The sequence below is a fragment of the Flagellimonas algicola genome, from assembly GCF_005937185.1.
GTDB lineage: Bacteria > Bacteroidota > Bacteroidia > Flavobacteriales > Flavobacteriaceae > Flagellimonas > Flagellimonas algicola.
Genome location: NZ_VCNI01000001.1, coordinates 1,916,946 through 1,934,457, shown reverse-complemented (window position 1 = coordinate 1,934,457; position 17,512 = coordinate 1,916,946). Strand labels below are relative to the sequence as shown.

The 17,512-nt window shown below is 41.8% G+C and carries 16 protein-coding genes; 12 read left to right on the top strand and 4 right to left on the bottom strand.

Going from position 1 to position 17,512, the window contains the following annotated elements:
• Positions 1 to 14 precede the first annotated feature (14 nt).
• The 8 genes from rpsK (at position 15) to FGG15_RS08380 (ending at position 8,370) form a co-directional block, all read left to right on the top strand.
• Positions 15 to 407 (top strand): 30S ribosomal protein S11, encoded by a 393-nt coding sequence (rpsK, locus tag FGG15_RS08415; protein ID WP_138835155.1) that lies wholly within the window; start codon positions 15 to 17, stop codon positions 405 to 407.
• A gap of 97 nt (positions 408 to 504) precedes the next feature.
• Positions 505 to 1,110: a 30S ribosomal protein S4 gene (gene rpsD, locus FGG15_RS08410; RefSeq protein WP_138835153.1), complete on the top strand. Its 606-nt coding sequence runs from the start codon at positions 505 to 507 to the stop codon at positions 1,108 to 1,110.
• An 18-nt stretch (positions 1,111 to 1,128) separates the two neighbouring features.
• Entirely contained in the window at positions 1,129 to 2,121 is a 993-nt protein-coding gene (locus tag FGG15_RS08405; protein ID WP_097047045.1) for a DNA-directed RNA polymerase subunit alpha, read from the top strand.
• A gap of 63 nt (positions 2,122 to 2,184) precedes the next feature.
• A complete protein-coding gene (gene rplQ / locus FGG15_RS08400) occupies positions 2,185 to 2,685 on the top strand; it encodes a 50S ribosomal protein L17 (protein WP_138835151.1) in 501 nt (166 codons plus the stop codon).
• Between the two features lie 97 nt (positions 2,686 to 2,782).
• Positions 2,783 to 3,895, top strand: coding sequence for a glutamine-hydrolyzing carbamoyl-phosphate synthase small subunit (gene carA / locus FGG15_RS08395; protein WP_138835149.1), 1,113 nt, complete (start codon positions 2,783 to 2,785; stop codon positions 3,893 to 3,895).
• Positions 3,896 to 4,011: 116 nt separating this feature from the next.
• The gene (gene eno / locus FGG15_RS08390) at positions 4,012 to 5,304 is read left to right on the top strand and encodes a phosphopyruvate hydratase (protein WP_138835147.1); all 1,293 of its coding nucleotides are present in this window, start codon (positions 4,012 to 4,014) and stop codon (positions 5,302 to 5,304) included.
• 114 nt (positions 5,305 to 5,418) lie between these two features.
• Positions 5,419 to 6,963: a glycogen synthase gene (locus FGG15_RS08385; protein WP_138835145.1), complete on the top strand. Its 1,545-nt coding sequence runs from the start codon at positions 5,419 to 5,421 to the stop codon at positions 6,961 to 6,963.
• Between the two features lie 123 nt (positions 6,964 to 7,086).
• Positions 7,087 to 8,370 (top strand): citrate synthase, encoded by a 1,284-nt coding sequence (locus FGG15_RS08380; RefSeq protein ID WP_138835143.1) that lies wholly within the window; start codon positions 7,087 to 7,089, stop codon positions 8,368 to 8,370.
• Between the two features lie 48 nt (positions 8,371 to 8,418).
• Here FGG15_RS08380 and FGG15_RS08375 read toward each other — a convergent pair whose 3' ends face one another.
• The gene (locus FGG15_RS08375; RefSeq protein ID WP_138835141.1) at positions 8,419 to 8,886 is read right to left on the bottom strand and encodes a hypothetical protein; all 468 of its coding nucleotides are present in this window, start codon (positions 8,884 to 8,886) and stop codon (positions 8,419 to 8,421) included.
• Positions 8,887 to 9,174: 288 nt separating this feature from the next.
• Between FGG15_RS08375 and FGG15_RS08370 the strand changes: the two genes are divergently transcribed.
• The 4 genes from FGG15_RS08370 to FGG15_RS08355 all read left to right on the top strand — a co-directional run bounded on the left by FGG15_RS08370 (position 9,175) and on the right by FGG15_RS08355 (position 14,029).
• Positions 9,175 to 10,089, top strand: coding sequence for a dimethylarginine dimethylaminohydrolase family protein (locus FGG15_RS08370; RefSeq protein WP_138835140.1), 915 nt, complete (start codon positions 9,175 to 9,177; stop codon positions 10,087 to 10,089).
• A gap of 88 nt (positions 10,090 to 10,177) precedes the next feature.
• Positions 10,178 to 12,022 (top strand): FAD-dependent oxidoreductase, encoded by a 1,845-nt coding sequence (locus tag FGG15_RS08365; protein WP_138835138.1) that lies wholly within the window; start codon positions 10,178 to 10,180, stop codon positions 12,020 to 12,022.
• 94 nt (positions 12,023 to 12,116) lie between these two features.
• A complete protein-coding gene (gene ctlX / locus FGG15_RS08360) occupies positions 12,117 to 13,046 on the top strand; it encodes a citrulline utilization hydrolase CtlX (RefSeq protein WP_138835136.1) in 930 nt (309 codons plus the stop codon).
• 62 nt (positions 13,047 to 13,108) lie between these two features.
• Complete coding sequence (locus tag FGG15_RS08355) at positions 13,109 to 14,029, top strand: TolB-like translocation protein (RefSeq protein WP_138835134.1); 921 nt, start codon at positions 13,109 to 13,111, stop codon at positions 14,027 to 14,029.
• Between the two features lie 56 nt (positions 14,030 to 14,085).
• Here FGG15_RS08355 and FGG15_RS08350 read toward each other — a convergent pair whose 3' ends face one another.
• The 3 genes from FGG15_RS08350 to FGG15_RS08340 all read right to left on the bottom strand — a co-directional run bounded on the left by FGG15_RS08350 (position 14,086) and on the right by FGG15_RS08340 (position 17,455).
• Positions 14,086 to 15,183: an IPT/TIG domain-containing protein gene (locus FGG15_RS08350; RefSeq protein WP_138835132.1), complete on the bottom strand. Its 1,098-nt coding sequence runs from the start codon at positions 15,181 to 15,183 to the stop codon at positions 14,086 to 14,088.
• A gap of 266 nt (positions 15,184 to 15,449) precedes the next feature.
• Positions 15,450 to 16,931: a peptidase associated/transthyretin-like domain-containing protein gene (locus FGG15_RS08345; protein ID WP_138835130.1), complete on the bottom strand. Its 1,482-nt coding sequence runs from the start codon at positions 16,929 to 16,931 to the stop codon at positions 15,450 to 15,452.
• Positions 16,932 to 17,029: 98 nt separating this feature from the next.
• Positions 17,030 to 17,455 (bottom strand): hypothetical protein, encoded by a 426-nt coding sequence (locus FGG15_RS08340; RefSeq protein ID WP_138835128.1) that lies wholly within the window; start codon positions 17,453 to 17,455, stop codon positions 17,030 to 17,032.
• Positions 17,456 to 17,512 lie beyond the last annotated feature (57 nt).

The window sequence follows — 17,512 nt, the reverse complement described above, 5'->3', positions numbered from 1 at the left end:
AGAAACTAAAAAGTATGGCAAAGACAAGTGCTAAAACAACTAAGAAACGTAAAGTAGTTGTTGAATCTGTGGGAGAGGCTCATGTGACCGCTTCCTTTAATAACATTATCATTTCCTTGACCAATAAAAAAGGTGATGTAATTTCTTGGTCTTCAGCTGGAAAGCTTGGATTTAGAGGTTCTAAAAAGAACACTCCATATGCAGCGCAGGTTGCTGCTGAAGATTGTGCCAAAGTTGCACATGAGGCGGGATTGAGAAAAGTAAAGGTTTACGTAAAGGGACCAGGTAATGGTAGGGAATCTGCAATTCGTTCCATCCACAATTCCGGTATCGAGGTTACGGAAATCATCGATGTTACCCCACTTCCGCACAACGGTTGTAGGCCTCCAAAAAGAAGAAGAGTTTAATTAATCATAATCGGCCCGTTAGGGTCTTCACGAAGGTGCATGGAGATTATCGAAGGATAAGCCTTAATTCATAATCGCACTTTCAAAAAATTAGAAGATGGCAAGATACACAGGACCAAAATCAAAAATCGCTAGAAAGTTTGGAGAAGCGATTTTCGGAGACGATAAAGCCTTCGAGAAAAAAAGTTATCCTCCAGGACAACACGGTAACAACAGACGCCGCGGAAAAAAATCTGAATACGCTATCCAGTTAATGGAGAAGCAAAAAGCCAAGTATACCTATGGTATCTTGGAAAGACAGTTTAGAAACCTTTTCGACAAAGCCAACAGAAGCAAAGGAGTAACCGGTGAGGTTTTGCTTCAATTGTGCGAGGCCCGTTTGGATAACGTAGTCTACAGAATGGGGGTTTCAAACTCAAGAAGGGGAGCAAGACAATTGGTTTCCCACAGACACATTACCGTAAACGGTGAGATCGTTAACATTCCTTCCTATAGCTTAAAGGCAGGCGATGTAGTTGGTGTTCGGGAAAAATCAAAGTCCGTACAGTCCATTCAAGATTCCTTGGCTGCCAATAGCAGTGTTTACGAATGGATTACTTGGAACACTGAAAAATTGGAAGGAACCTTTGTTGCCGTTCCCGAAAGACTTCAGATTCCTGAAAATATCAAGGAACAGCTAATCGTCGAGTTATACTCTAAATAAAATCAACATTAATCCAATATGGCATTACTTAATTTTCAGAAGCCCGATAAAGTTATAATGATAGATTCAACAGATTTCGAAGGGAAATTTGAATTTCGCCCTTTGGAACCTGGTTATGGATTAACAGTTGGGAATGCGCTGAGAAGAGTTCTACTTTCCTCTTTGGAAGGTTTTGCAATTACTTCCGTGCGTATTGATGGAGTTGAACATGAGTTTTCTGTTATCCCAGGCGTTGTTGAAGACGTTACGGAAATGATTCTGAACCTGAAACAGGTTCGTTTCAAAAGACAGATTGATGATGTTGAAAGTGAAACAGTTTCTGTTTCCGTAAGCGGAAAAGAGCAGTTGACCGCTGGAGATTTCCAGAAGTTCATTTCAGGATACCAAGTATTGAATCCTGATTTGGTCATCTGTAACATGGATCCCAAAGTAAGTATTAACCTAGAGGTTATTATCGAAAAAGGTCGTGGATACGTTCCTGCTGAGGAAAACAAGAAATCCAATGCCCCCTTGGGAAGCATTGCGGTTGATTCTGTTTACACTCCAGTAAAGAATGTAAAATACAGCATCGAAAACTTTAGGGTAGAGCAAAAGACCGATTACGAAAAATTGGTTTTTGAAATCATCACTGATGGTTCCATCCACCCAAAAGATGCATTGACCGAAGCTGCCAAAGTTTTGATTCACCACTTTATGTTGTTCTCTGATGAGCGTATCACCCTTGAGGCTGATGAAATTGCCCAAACAGAGACTTACGATGAAGAGTCATTGCACATGCGTCAGTTGTTGAAGACCAAATTAGTAGACATGGATTTGTCCGTTAGGGCATTGAATTGTCTTAAAGCTGCCGAAGTGGATACTTTGGGAGATTTGGTTTCTTTCAACAAAAACGATTTGATGAAGTTCAGGAACTTTGGTAAAAAATCCTTGACCGAATTGGAAGAATTGGTTATCAACAAAGGACTTCAGTTTGGAATGGATTTGTCAAAATATAAATTGGACAAAGATTAAGTAATCATATTTTGCTCTCCTGATGACTATCGGGATTTGGTAGCAAGATGATAAAACAGAAAGATGAGACACGGAAAGAAATTTAACCACTTAGGGAGAACAGCTGCCCACAGAAAGGCAATGTTGGCCAATATGGCTAGCTCCCTAATAGAGCATAAGAGAATCAACACTACTGTTGCCAAAGCCAAAGCGCTTAAGCAGTTTGTTGAGCCATTGATCACCAAGGCCAAAACAGAGAACAACCAAACTACTGAAAAAGGTACGCACAACAGAAGGATTGTTTTCGCTAGCCTTAGAAACAAGTATGCAGTTACCGAACTATTTGGAGCGGTTGCAGAAAAAGTTGGTGAAAGACCTGGTGGATACACCCGAATTATCAAATTAGGTAACCGACTTGGGGATAATGCCGATATGGCCATGATCGAGTTGGTAGACTTCAATGAGTTATACAACGCTGGTAAACCTGCCAAGAAAACTACTAGAAGAAGTAGAAGAGGAGGAGGTAAAAAAGTTGAAGCTGCTCCGGTAGCCGAAACCAAAACAGCTGACGATTCAGAAGAATAAGAAGAATGTTATTAACTATTGTATTAGTGGAAAAAGGATAAGTGAAAACTTATCCTTTTTTTATGTTTTTTTGTCAAACTGAAATTTTAAAACCACAATGAAGTATCACGCTAAGAAAAAGGCACTGGTGTTGTTGGCAGACGGCACCATTTTTTATGGAAAGGCCATCGGAAACAAAGAAGGGACCGCCGTTGGAGAAGTATGCTTTAACACGGGAATGACCGGTTACCAGGAAATTTTTACAGACCCCTCTTACTACGGGCAACTGATGGTGGCCACCAACGCACATATAGGCAACTATGGAGCCAATTTGGATGAAGTGGAATCCGATTCCATTAAAATTGCTGGATTGATCGTCAAGAATTTCAGTTATGAGTATTCAAGACCTGATGCAGATATGAGCCTTCTGGAGTTTTTGGACAAAAACAACCTATTCGCCATTTCCGATGTGGATACCCGCGCTTTGGTGAGCTATATTCGGGATAATGGAGCCATGAACGCTTTGATCTCTACACGAGTGGATGAGCTGGATGCGCTAAAGGAAGAGTTGAAAAAGGTACCGAGTATGGAAGGATTGGAATTGGCTTCCAAAGTTTCCGCCAAGGAACCCTATTACTTTGGCGAGGAAGACGCCAAAATCAAAATTTCAGCCTTGGATATAGGCATCAAAAAGAACATTCTACGGAATTTGGCAAAGAGGGGCGCCTATGTCAAGGTATTTCCGTACAATACGCCTTTTAAGGAGCTGGAAGCTTGGAATCCGGATGGGTACTTCATATCAAATGGACCTGGAGACCCAGAGCCATTGACCGATGCGATTGCAACAGCCAAGGAGATGATAGAGTCCAACAAACCCTTGTTTGGAATCTGCCTAGGTCATCAAGTATTAGCCTTGGCCAACGGGGTGTCAACCTATAAGATGCACAACGGGCACCGAGGAATCAACCATCCTATTCTTAATTTGGTCACCGGAAAAGGGGAAATTACTTCCCAAAACCATGGTTTTGCCATAAACAGGGAAGAAACCGAAGCCAATCCAGATTTAGAGATTACCCATATGCATTTGAATGATAACACTGTTGCTGGAATCAAAATGAAGGATAAGGAGGTATTTTCGGTACAATACCATCCGGAAGCCAGCCCGGGACCCCATGATGCAGATTATCTATTTGACCAATTTTTTGAGGCCATAGAAACTGGGCGCAACTAAAACGTTGTAGTTTATTTTTAGGTTATTATCAGTGTTTTATGAGCCTTATCATGAAGCAAAACTGCACTCCTTTTGTATCTTTGCCGAATTAATTTCAACCATAAATTTAAGTTCACATGAGCATTATTATCAACATTCATGCAAGACAGATTTTAGACTCGAGAGGTAATCCTACCGTAGAGGTAGATGTGATTACCGAAAATGGCATTTTGGGAAGAGCTGCCGTACCTTCCGGCGCTTCTACAGGAGAGCATGAAGCCGTTGAACTTAGGGATGGTGGAAGTTCGTTTATGGGCAAAGGCGTAGGCCAGGCCATGAATAACGTAAATACCATAATTGCCGAAGAATTGGTGGGCACTTCAGTTTTTGAGCAAAACCAAATTGACGATGCCATGATTGCCTTGGATGGAACTCCAAACAAATCAAAGTTGGGTGCCAACGCTATTTTGGGCGTGTCTCTAGCCGCTGCTAAGGCTGCTGCAAATGAGTTGGGAATGCCTTTGTATCGCTATGTAGGAGGTGTTAGTGCCAATACCCTTCCGGTTCCTATGATGAATATCATCAACGGGGGATCTCACTCGGATGCCCCAATCGCATTCCAGGAGTTTATGGTAATGCCGGTTAAGGCCAAAAACTTTAGTCATGCCATGCAAATGGGAACTGAAATTTTCCACAATCTTAAAAAGGTACTTCACGATAGAGGTTTGAGCACTGCAGTAGGAGATGAAGGTGGGTTTGCCCCAACCTTGGAAGGTGGTACGGAAGACGCTTTGGATACCATTGCAAAAGCAGTGGACAAAGCTGGATATAAACTAGGGGATGAGGTAATGATTGCATTGGATTGCGCTTCTGCCGAGTTCTATGTGAATGGAAAATACGATTACACCAAGTTTGAAGGTGATAAAGGAGTGGTTAGAACTTCCGAAGAGCAAGCGCAATATTTGGCAGATTTGTGTGAAAAATATCCTATCATATCCATTGAAGATGGAATGGATGAGAACGATTGGGACGGTTGGAAAGTGTTGACAGAAAAAGTTGGGGATAAAGTACAATTGGTAGGAGACGATTTATTCGTGACCAACGTGGAAAGACTTTCCCGTGGAATTGAAAATGGCATAGCCAACTCCATTTTGATCAAAGTAAATCAAATTGGTACCCTTTCAGAAACTATTGCTGCTGTGAATATGGCCAAAAATGCTGGATATACTTCAGTAATGTCTCACCGGTCTGGAGAAACAGAGGACAATACCATCGCAGATTTGGCCGTAGCGTTGAACACGGGACAGATTAAGACAGGTTCAGCTTCACGAAGTGATAGAATGGCCAAATACAACCAATTATTGAGAATTGAGGAAGAATTGGGAAGTACGGCCTATTATCCGCAGGAAAAAGCATTCAAAGTAAATTAATTGTTGATGATTTAATAGCAATGAAAAGGCCTTTCAGAAATGTGAAAGGCTTTTTTTTGTTTCAAAAAGGAACTTTGGCTAACTTAATTCAATAAACCAAGCAAACTTACCTAAATGAAGAATTTTCTTTTTGTAGCAGCCGAAAACGATGCCTTGGCCAATTGCAAGGCGGGTGGAATGGGAGATGTGGTTAGGGATGTTCCCAGACAGATTTCGGAACATGGGGACAAAGTTCATGTGATTGTACCCTCTTACAGCAGATTGCATCAGGATGGACTTTTCAAGACCCACCTTAATTTTAGTCTTCGGGGACTCTCGTATACCGCCGAATTGTTTGAGGTGAAACCCAAAAAGGAATTTCCCAATATAGTTCACTATGTGCTCCATCATCCGGAAATTGAAGCCGGAGATATTGCCCATATTTATCACAATGACCCTGAAGAGCCCTTTTATACGGATGCCATTAAATATTTCATCTTTAATACAGCGGTGGCCGAAGCGGTTAAAAAAGGAGCGTTTGGAGACATAGACATAATTCATTTGCACGACTGGCATGCCAGTTTGCTCTTATTTTTAAGAGCATACCATCAAGAGTATACCAACCTAAAGGATATCCGTTTTGTGTACAGCATCCATAATTTGGCCATACAAGGGATTCGTCCTTTTGATGACAATTATTCCTCGGTTAGAAATTGGTTTCCCGATGTCGTTTTTGACCATAGGACCTTGATGGACTATCGCTATCAGGACTGCATCAACCTGATGGCCGTTGGAATCCGCTTTGCGGATGCCGTGCATACCGTATCCCCATCCTATAAGGAAGACGTAATGAAACCTAGCTCGCCTCCAGAGTTTATCGGAGGGGAAAGTCTGGAGCAGGATTTGCGCACTGCGGATGAGGAAGGAAGATTGTTCGGGATTTTGAACGGGTGTAACTACAAGAACATCAATATAGAGGAAAAAGGGTTTATTTACCGTAATACGGTCAAAGCCCTGTTCCGATGGTTACAAGAAGAATCCAAAAAGTATAAAGCGGACTTTTTGGCCCACACCGGGGAGAAGATCATGGAGTATGTGGATAAACGGCCCAAGTTCATTGCCTCTAGTGTAGCTAGGCTTACGGAACAAAAATTCTACTTTTTTAGACGGTCTCCGGAGGCTTTTGTGGAGATCTTAAAGAAACTGGAAAAAGTAGATGGGATTTTCATGTTGTTGGGTACCGGAGCTCCGGAATATGAAGAATTGTTCAGACAGTTGAGCTATGAACATAAAAACTTCGTTTTTACCAACGGGCAATCCGAAAGTTTGATAGACTCTATTTACTTGGAATCCGACCTCTATTTTATGCCGAGCTTATTTGAACCCTGTGGCATTAGCCAGATGTTGGCCATGCGAAATGGAAATCCCTGTTTGGTACACCACACCGGTGGACTTAAGGATACGGTTAAACACATGAAAACGGGCTTTGCCTTTGACGGTGAAACGTACGACGAAAAGATAAAGAGTATGTTGGATGGTTTTGATCAGGCATTGGATATGTTCCAGAATGATAAACCGGCATGGAAAAAAGTGCAGACTGCCGCCAAAAAAATGAGGTTTACCTGGAAAAAATCGGTAGACAAGTACTACAAAGACCTCTATCAGTTCGATACGGAATAAGCTGTTGGAAACTTAACATTTATTTGTGTTTTTGCGCACCTAGAAAGGGCGCTCAGAAATTGTTAATGGCTGCGCTTTTTCGTAATTTTCACCTTCTGTTTTATTAATCCTTTATCAGTTAAAATGTCGGACAAAGCAATACTCGAATATGCAGGTGAGAAATACGAATTTCCAGTTATCAAAGGCTCTGAAAATGAGCACGCTATTGATATCAAAACCCTTCGTGGCACTAGCGGAATAGTAACCATAGACCCGGGATATAAGAATACCGGTTCCTGTGAAAGTGCTATTACCTTTTTGGATGGGGAAAAGGGAGTTTTACGCTATAGAGGATATTCTATCGAAGATCTGGCCGAAAAAGCTGATTTTTTGGAAGTGGCATACCTTCTGATTTTTGGAGAACTTCCCAACAAGGAACAACTGGAGACATTCCATAACGATATTAAGGAGGAGTCCCATGTGGATGAGGAAATGAAAAAGATTTTGGACGCTTTTCCAAAATCTGCGCACCCCATGGGCGTGCTTTCTTCATTAACCAGTGCTTTGGTGGCATTTAATCCCACTTCAGTTGATGTTTCATCAGAGAAGGCAATGTATCACTCTATTGTACGCATTTTGGCCAAATTTCCAGTATTGGTAGCTTGGACCCAACGAAAGAAGAAAGGATTGCCATTGGATTATGGGGATGATAGCTTGGGTTATGTCGAGAACATCCATAAAATGATGTTCAAGAAACCTAGCCAAGAATACAAAAGGGATGGTATAGCCATTGATGCTTTGGATAAACTGCTCATATTGCATGCAGATCATGAGCAGAACTGTTCCACTTCCACGGTTCGGATAGTTGGTTCGTCCCATGCGGGATTGTTTGCATCCCTTTCTGCGGGAATTTCTGCCCTTTGGGGTCCCTTGCACGGAGGTGCCAACCAGGCAGTTTTGGAGATGTTGGAGGCCATTCAGGAAGATGGCGGGGATACCAAAAAATATATGGCCAAGGCCAAGGATAAAAATGATCCTTTCCGTTTGATGGGCTTCGGTCACAGAGTATATAAAAACTTTGATCCAAGAGCCAAAATCATTAAAAAGGCTGCGGATGAGGTTTTGGGCAATTTGGGTATTGATGATCCCATTTTGGATATCGCCAAGGGCTTGGAAAAAGAAGCCTTGGAAGATGAGTACTTCGTAAAACGCAAGTTATATCCAAATGTGGACTTTTACTCTGGAATAATCTATAGGGCCCTAGGAATTCCTACCGAAATGTTTACCGTAATGTTTGCTTTGGGAAGATTACCGGGATGGATTGCACAATGGAGGGAAATGCGTCTACGTGGAGAGCCCATAGGACGTCCTAGACAGATTTATATTGGCGAAAATCATAGACCCTTTGTCTCTGTAGCCAAAAGATAATATAGTGTACATATCAAAAGATGGAGAGGCGACTTTGAGGTCGCCTTTTTATTTGGCATTTTTTTCCTGGGTATCTGAAGTAAGATTTAAGGATTTATCCAGTTGGTAACAAATTTGCATGGCACCCAAAAGATAATAGGACTTTGCTTCAGATAGAGAATCGGATTGCAGGGTATTCTTATATTTTTTATAGGCAGCATGCAAAAACTGATGGGCTTCCAAAGCGGTAAGATTGTTTACTACAGAGTCCATGGATTGGCTGTATTTTTTTAAGGAGGTGTCCATCCCTTCAAATGACGAAGAACCCTCTGAATTTGATTGAGGTTGCTTTGTTAAATGCTTGGATAAGTCTAGCGAATCAATACAATCGGAATATTTGGTGGATTGGTCAGGGGCATTGGGAGCCGGACCCCCAAAAGTAATTGGGAGGGAAACTTTTTCGGGGAAAATGCTTAAGGAGGCCAAACCAAGGCTCACCACTGCTATAAAACCGATGAATGGAACAATCTTTTTCATCCAAGGACAGTATCTTCATTTAAAGTTAGTATTATCCCAAGTATTTTTGGCAGGTTTGAACAGTATTTTTTAAAAATAAATCAAATTTAATATATTGATAATCAATAAGTTAAATCATATTGGGGGATTTGACATTTATTGTTCCAAAAACCCCCTATCCAACAATGACATTTTCTATTTCGTGAGGTGGAAAATCACTTGCAAAGCACTAGTTTTGCCATAGTATTTTTGAGGATTTCCTCCCAATACGGATAGTGACGCATCCTTTTGGAATTGAAAATTGAAACTATGATGCAATTGCATATTGAAAACGAAACCAGCCCATTAAAGGCAGTTATCTTGGGTACGGCCGAAAGCTGTGGCCCTGTACCCAAACCGGAAGAAGCTTATGACCCAAAATCATTGGAACACATTTTGGCAGGAACCTATCCAACCGAAGCGGATATGGTCAAGGAAATGGATGCTTTTGCCCAAGTGTTCCAAAAACATGGCGTTACCGTTTACAGACCGGATGTGCTGATAGATTGTAACCAAATATTCTCAAGGGACATTGCCTTTGTTATAGAAGATAAATTATTTCATTCCAATATTCTTCCAGATCGCGAACGCGAATTTGAGGCCATTCACGGAGTACTTGAAAAAATAGATCCGAATAAAATTATTAGACCTCCCCAAGAAGTGCATATTGAAGGAGGGGATGTGATGCCCTGGAATGACTATATTTTAGTAGGGACATATACAGGTACAGATTATCCTGATTTTATCACGGCTCGGACAAACAAAGAGGCCGTGGAATTTCTAAAAGCACAATTTCCCCATAAAAAGGTCAAGCCATTTGAGTTACGGAAATCCAATACCAATGCCAAAGAGAATGCTTTGCATTTGGATTGCTGTTTTCAACCCGTGGGCAAGGACAAGGCCATTCTGCACAAAAACGGTTTTTTGGTGGAAGAAGAGTACCATTGGTTGGTGGATTATTTTGGAAAAGAGAACATTTTTGAAATTACAAAAGAAGAAATGTATCAAATGTACAGCAATGTATTTTCCATTTCCCCTGAGGTTGTGGTTTCCGAACAAAACTTTACCCGCTTAAACAACTGGTTACGCAAGCAAGGTTTCACAGTTGAGGAAATTCCTTATGCAGAGATAGCCAAACAGGAAGGACTGCTGCGTTGTAGTACTATGCCGTTGATCAGAGACTGAACGGGAGCTAATTTTTAACTTTTTCTGTATACCGATATTCGGTCTGCAATCTTGAATTTGTAGAAGAGAATTTCTGTAGTTTTGAGATATGACCAAATTTGTTAGAACATCCTATTTTTTAATTTGTTCTTTACTTTCGCTAGTCGCCTACTCTCAAAGCGAGGTTGAAATTGTAATTATCGGTGGAGGTGCCGGTGGCACGTCTGCAGGTATTCAAGCCGCACGCATGGGTGCCAAGGTTCAGATCATTGAAAAAACCGCATGGTTGGGAGGAATGCTCACTGCGGCTGGGGTGTCCGCGATAGACGGTAATCACAAAATGCCGTCAGGGATTTGGGGTGAATTCCGCCAAAAACTATATGATCATTATGGTGGACCCAAGGCTGTCGCGACAGGATGGGTCAGCCATACCCTTTTTGAGCCTTCTGTAGGCATGGCGATTTTGACAGAAATGGCCAACCTTGACAATCTGGATGTTGAGTACCAAGCTAAATTCGATAGTGTGGAAAAATTGGATGGCAAGTGGTTGGTGCAGTATAAGAAGAAGGGCAAATCATTTTCTACCGAAGCTTCCATTCTAATTGATGCTACCGAAACAGGGGAACTGCTACCCTTGGTTGGGGCCAATTTTCGTTTGGGAATGGATTCCAAAGCGGATACTGGGGAAAAGGAAGCACCTGAAAGTGCCAATTCCATAGTACAGGATTTAACCTACGTAGCCATCCTAAAGGATGTTGGGGATGAAAAAAATCGCAAGGGCCTCGTTAGAAGACCAAAAGACTACAACCCTAATGCCTATGCCTGTGCCTGCAAGCGCGAGGGAGGTGAAATGTTCGGTTCCGTAGCGGATTGTGATCAAATGCTGACCTATGGGAAATTGCCCAACGACAAATACATGATCAATTGGCCCAATTGCGGGAACGACTTTTTTGTGGATTGGCCAGAAATGACTCAAGCCCAGCAAGAAGAGGCATTGAAGCAAGCAAAAGACTTTACCCAAGGATTTGTGTACTATATTCAGAATGATTTGGGATATAACAATTTAAGATTGGCCAATGAATTTCCTACAAAAGACAGTTTCCCCATGATTCCATATCATCGTGAGGGGAGACGAGCCAAAGGAAAAACATTTCTGGTCGTGGATCATTTGGAACGGCCGTATGATTTTAAACTCTACAGAACCGGTGTGGCCGTGGGAGATTACCCCATTGACCATCATCATGACAAGAACTCGGATACTCCAAAAATCGAATTTATCAACATCAAGGTTCCGTCGTACTCCATTCCAATGGGTAGTTTGATTCCTGAACAGGTAGATAACTTTTTGGTTTCGGATAAAAATATCGGTGTGTCAAACATAGTCAACGGGACCACCCGTTTGCAACCGGTGGTCTTGGGTATTGGACAGGCTGCTGGAACAATAGCAGCTATTGCGGTAAAGGAGCAAAAGAATACTTCCGAAGTGTCTATCAGGAAAGTGCAACAGGCGCTTTTGGAGAGCAGGGCCTTTATCATGCCATTTGTGGATGTTCCACCAGATGACAAGGCCTTTGGAGCCATGCAGCGAATAGGAGCTACTGGGATTCTCCAAGGATATGGGATACCCTATAAATGGGCCAACGAGACCTGGTTTTATCCTGAAAGGATTGTCTCGGAATTTGAATTGAAAAAGGGCCTGTTGCCCCTATATCCGAAGTTAAAAAATGAGCATGTCTCAGGCGTAGGGGTTACGCCACAGTTCTTGGCAATATCGTTAAACAAAATTGATTCGGAGATCACTTTGGATGTTATTAGGGAAATTTGGGGTTCAGAAGGCATTGGAACCCCATTTTCTGCATCTTTACAGCTTGACCGACGTACAGTTAGTGTTTTGATAGACAAGCTGTTAAACCCCTTCGGGCTTGAGGTGGATTTCCACGGAAATTTCAACTAAAAAAAAGCTCTTTTTGGTATTTTTTCTTAGCTAAAATTGTTCCAATTGCACGTATATTTACCCTCGCAAATAAAAAGAAAAAGATAAGCGAGCAATGCAGATTACCAATACCATTTTAATGGTCCGGCCAGTGAACTTCAGAATGAATGAGCAAACGGCCGTTAACAACTATTTTCAGGAGCAACCCAAGCTCACAGCAACCGAAATCAATACCATGGCCCAGCAGGAGTTTGATGCCTTTGTGACCAAGCTAAGGGGTCACGGGGTTCGCGTGGTTGTCATAGAAGATACCAAGGAACCGGATACCCCAGATTCCATTTTTCCGAACAACTGGATATCCTTCCATGCCAGCGGTACCGTATGTGTATATCCGATGTTTGCCGAAAACCGAAGGAAAGAACGAAGGGAAGACATTTTTGATATCTTGGAAGCAGAAGGATTTGTAATCAATAACGTAATGGATTACACCGCTGCTGAGGAAGAAGGGATTTTTTTGGAGGGTACCGGAAGCATCTTAAAGGATCGTGTAAATCAAAAAGCTTATTGCGCCTTATCTGAACGGGCCCATGAAGAGCTATTTATTGAGTTCTGTGAAGATTTTGACTGCTTCCCTGTCATCTTTACAGCGAATCAGACGGTGGATGGTAAACGTTTGCCAATTTACCATACCAATGTAATGATGGCCATGGCGGAGACATTTGCCGTTATCTGTTTAGATACCATTGATGACAAAAAAGAACGCAAAAGCGTGGTTGAGCACCTGAGGGCAGATGGCAAGGAAATTATTGACATCACCGAGGCGCAGATGTACCAATTTGCAGGCAATATGTTACAGGTGGTTGGTGCTGAAGGGCAACGATATATGGTAATGAGTTCCGCAGCTTATAACAGCTTGCGCCCGGACCAAATTACAGCTATAGAAAAGCACTGCCCTATTATCCATAGTTCCTTGGATACCATTGAAACCTGCGGTGGAGGCTCTGCCCGCTGTATGATGGCAGAAGTGTTTTTACCGAAAAATTAAGAAAGTCGCATAGTAGTTCATTTCGTATCTTGATTGTTCCCTCAAATAAGGGTGGGTTCAATATGGGAAATTCAAGAAAGCTTAGCTCGGCATTGTTGGTTTTAGGAGTATCCGTCTGGATAGGATGTACCAACCCAAAAGAGATTATCAAGTTTGAACCAGGAAACATTTCTACAAATGCCGTAGAGTATTCGTGTACATTTTCTTCAGACGGTACGGAAATCTACTTTACACGAAGTGAACAAGCATGGGGCAGTGGGGATATGAAAAGTGGTATTTACCATGCAGAAAATAAAAATGGTAAATGGTCCACACCCAAACTAGCTTCGTTTTCCAGAACCCATGACGACAGCGACCCACACTTGACCAAAGATGGAAACACGATTTTCTTTATTTCCAATAGACCAGGAACAGACCAAAGTTCTTCAGCAGATATTTGGAAGGTGACCAGAAATGAAAAAGGTAGATGGGGGAAACCTTCGGTTCTGCCTTATCCGATAAACTCTGAAAAAACGGAATACAGCCCTCGAACGGATGGGGAAGGCAACCTCTATTTTGCCTCTGACCGACCCGGTGGGTATGGGCAGGGAGATTTGTACATGTCCAAGTTTCGGAATGGAGCGTTTCAACCTCCTGAGAACTTGGGAAACACGCTTAACTCGGCCTTTGGCGAATGGAACTTGGAAGTCAATGACAAAGGTAACCTGATTATTTTTGAAGCTTCCCAGAGAGAAACCAACGTTTCGCCCTATGGAGATCTTTATATTAGTTTTAAGAAGGACAGTGTTTGGACACAACCTCAAAACATGGTAGAACTGAACACTTCTGGCAGTGACCTTTATCCCTATTTGACCAAAGACGGTAAACACCTATACTATACCAGTAGTGACAGCTTAAAAGGGAAAAGCACCTATATTTATGTTATTAAATTTAGGAAGTTGAGTTGGAAATATAGGCAGCAATCCAAAACCTTGAAGGATTAAGGAAACCATTAAAAGAAGGGCCGCTGAGCAGCCCTTGAGTTACGCAGAGCCTGCTATTACGGAACTATAACCTCAAATTCATTATCACCACTTTGGATAATCTGACCACCGACGCTCACCTCGATTAATCCAGTGGTTGCTTCATTTGGAACCGTGACCTCTATTTGTTCATCCGATGAAGATGTGACTTCTGCCTCTACCCCATTGAAGGTTACCGAGATGACTCCTAGGTCAAAATCGGTGCCTGTAATAGTTACCTTGGTACCTATTGGCCCCTCAAGAGGGTCCATTTGGGAAATGGTTGGAGGAGGTATCACTAAGAAATCTTTGTCACTAACAATGGACTGCCGTGGAGAGGAGAGGGTAATTGGTCCATCCATAACATTGAGCGGAACCTCCACCTCAATTTGAGTATCCGTTATACCTTGGATACTTGCCTTAAGGTCATTAAAATAAATAGATATGGGTACACTTGAAAGAAAGTTACTTCCATTTAGGGTAATGGTGTGACCGGCATAACTCTCAGCTGGTTCAAAACCAGAAAAGGAAAGTTCATTACCAAAATAATAGGAGCTTGTTCCGGTTACTTCTTCAACCCTTACGGTAATTGGACCATGTACATCACCTCCTGGGACAATCACTTTTAAACCCCCATCCGTAATTTCGGTAACAGTGGCTTCAATTCCATTGAATTTTACCAGATTTTCTTCTAGGGTGCTTCCAAAGTTCTTTCCATATACTGTGACTTCGGTTCCAACACTACCAAATCCAGGATCAAATTTTTTGATTTTCGGTTCTGGTGTTTCGATAACCGTGAAGTCTTTTGTGGAGAAGCTGATATTGTTGTTTGAAATTAGGCTAATTCGTCCTGACTTTGCATTTTCAGGCACGATAACTTCAATTCCGGTTTCGGACACAGCGTTTATTTTAGCGGCAATGCCTTCAAATTTAACTGTGATTTCTTCTGCTGACACTCCATAGTTTCCACCACTTATGTTAACGGTGGTCTTGCCAGCTTTTCCTTCTGCAGGACTGAAACTGGAAATGTAAGGTAAATTGACTGCAGCGGTGTCCTTAGGAGATTCATCTTGACAGGACAAAATCAAAAAGCCTACAATTAATAGGCACAAGCAAAGTGGGGTTTTCTTTCCCATAACTTAAGAATTTAAAATTTGGGATAAAGAAAGAACAGGGGTTTGTAATTGGAGGGTGCCAATTGATGGATGGACGTTTTGGGTTGACGGATGACCCCTCCGTGTTGATACAGGGTATCAACACACCTCCCCTCTTTAGAAAGGAGGAGCCTAATAGCAGCCAATACGTTACTATAGTGCCGTATTACTAAAATTTATCTTGAAATAAACTCCTCTCTTTTCAAGGGGAGGTGGTTCCAGCTATACTGGAACCGGAGGTGTGGAAATTACTCCCCTTCTACTACAAACTCCCTAATGGCCCTATTAGGCTCCATAATGGTGTAGCCCTTCCAAAACTCAGGATTATAGGCCGATAGGTAAGTGGCCTTTACGGTTTCGTCCTCTTTTAAATTTTCAAAATCCGTTTTGGAAACTGTATCAGAATCATACACTACCAGTTCGTATTTTTCGGTGTTGTAATTAACCAGGTCCAGTGCCAGGGAGAGTTCGTTTTGTTTTCTTCGGCCTTTAACATGTTTGTTCTTCTCAATCACTTTTAGCGGTCTGTCCACCCCCATTTTCTTCCCAAAGGTGAAATTTATGAACTTATGCTGATATTTATCCCCGCTAAACTTGGAAAACACCGTGCTGCCAAAATATTTAAGTTCTTGATAGCTAAAACCCAATAATTTAATGCTGCGTAGGATCTTTACATTTTCATAATCCATGCGCATAATGGCAAAATCCTCGATGTTGACGAAAAGTTTTCCCTGAAAATCGGCACCACGCTTTGGGGCAAAGCCCACAACATACACTCCTTGGTTGTCCAACTCGGAGTAGCCCAAAAGCTCATATTCGTAGCGGTTCAACTTTTTAACTACATCCAATTTCGACTTACCAAAAAACTGCTCCGTAATCTCACCCAAAATATGTTTGCGATTTCCCAAAAAGTAGTTTTTTTCCGGTTTTTTGAGCTCTTCCTCAATTTCAGCTACTTCGTCCTCATTTTCCAGTATGGAATCCACTGGCACTTTTTCCCCAAAAATCCCCGATTTGATTTTCAGATAGGAATCCGGTTTTACATTGGCCCTAAAAATAGCCTCCATTTTATCTGAAAGAGCTTCCATGGATCCCTCATTGCTTTTGTCATACAATTCGGCAGCCTTTAAGATCTCCAACTTGTTTTCCTCTCCATTTTTATAGTAATCGCCCAAAGTTTCGGTATAATAGGCCGAGTTTTTTGGTAGAATGGACACGATGCTATCAATCAAATGCTTGTCCAGTTCCGCTATGGTAGATTTTTTGAATTCAATGTTCATTTTCTGAAGGGTGTTAAAACTGGACTGCCTCAAAAAGAAACGCTGTTTTAACGGCTCCGTATTGTAATTGGTGGGAAGTCGGTCTTCTACTCTTTCCATAATTTCATCAACGGTCAATTCTTTGTCAAATAGATAGACCCCTGTGAGTTCTATGGCCTTGGCCGAGATGGCAATGACGCTGTCTTGTAGTTGTTGCAGGGTAAATCCCTTTTTCTGATACCCCATGGAGGAAATGTATATGGAGTCTGGGGTGATGGTTTCGTCCAAAATAAAGCTGAAAAGTCCTTCTTCATTGGTAATAACACCCTGGTGTTCCCCATACTGAACGGTGGCATAGGGAATTCCCTTTTGAGTTTTGGCATCGATGAGTTTGGAGCCGATGGTCTGGGCGGAAAGATTGCCCAATGCTAGAAAAAAGCAAAGGGTAAGTAGCGGATTGAATTTGGGCATCTGTTCGTTCTTTTGATTAAAGACAGTCTAAATAACTAAAGGGTTGCTTAGACGTAGACGACTTTAACAGGAATTTGTAACAAATGTTGGCTGAAAATCTAAAGGTCTTCAATAGAAGTTGGGGTGTTATCCGCTTTATAATCCAACAATTTTTTAAAAAATTTCTGGATGGCCTTGGTGTCTGATTTAACCTTGATGAAGTAATGATCTTTATAAATCGAATAAACAGCCATGTCTCCCTTGTATATTTTGAGCTTGTAATAGGGGATAATTAACCCATAAGTTTCCAAAAGGGATCGGAAGCGGACAATGATGCCTTTGGGGCGTATCTCAATGTTGCAAGTATTCAAATTATTGTCCAGAATGAGTAGGTTTTGGATTTCTATACTGGTTTCTGTAATATAAAGTTTGGGAGAACCAATTCCACCCATGTTAAACCGTTCTTTTAGCGAAAAGGGCTTCCCAACCGCAGCATCTATCTTCTGTGTTCTTGTTTTGTCATTGTAGGATACGTTCAAAAGCATCTTTAAAATTAACCAAAATCGCTGGGTTAGTTGAGGTCAAAGCCCATTATTCTTGGT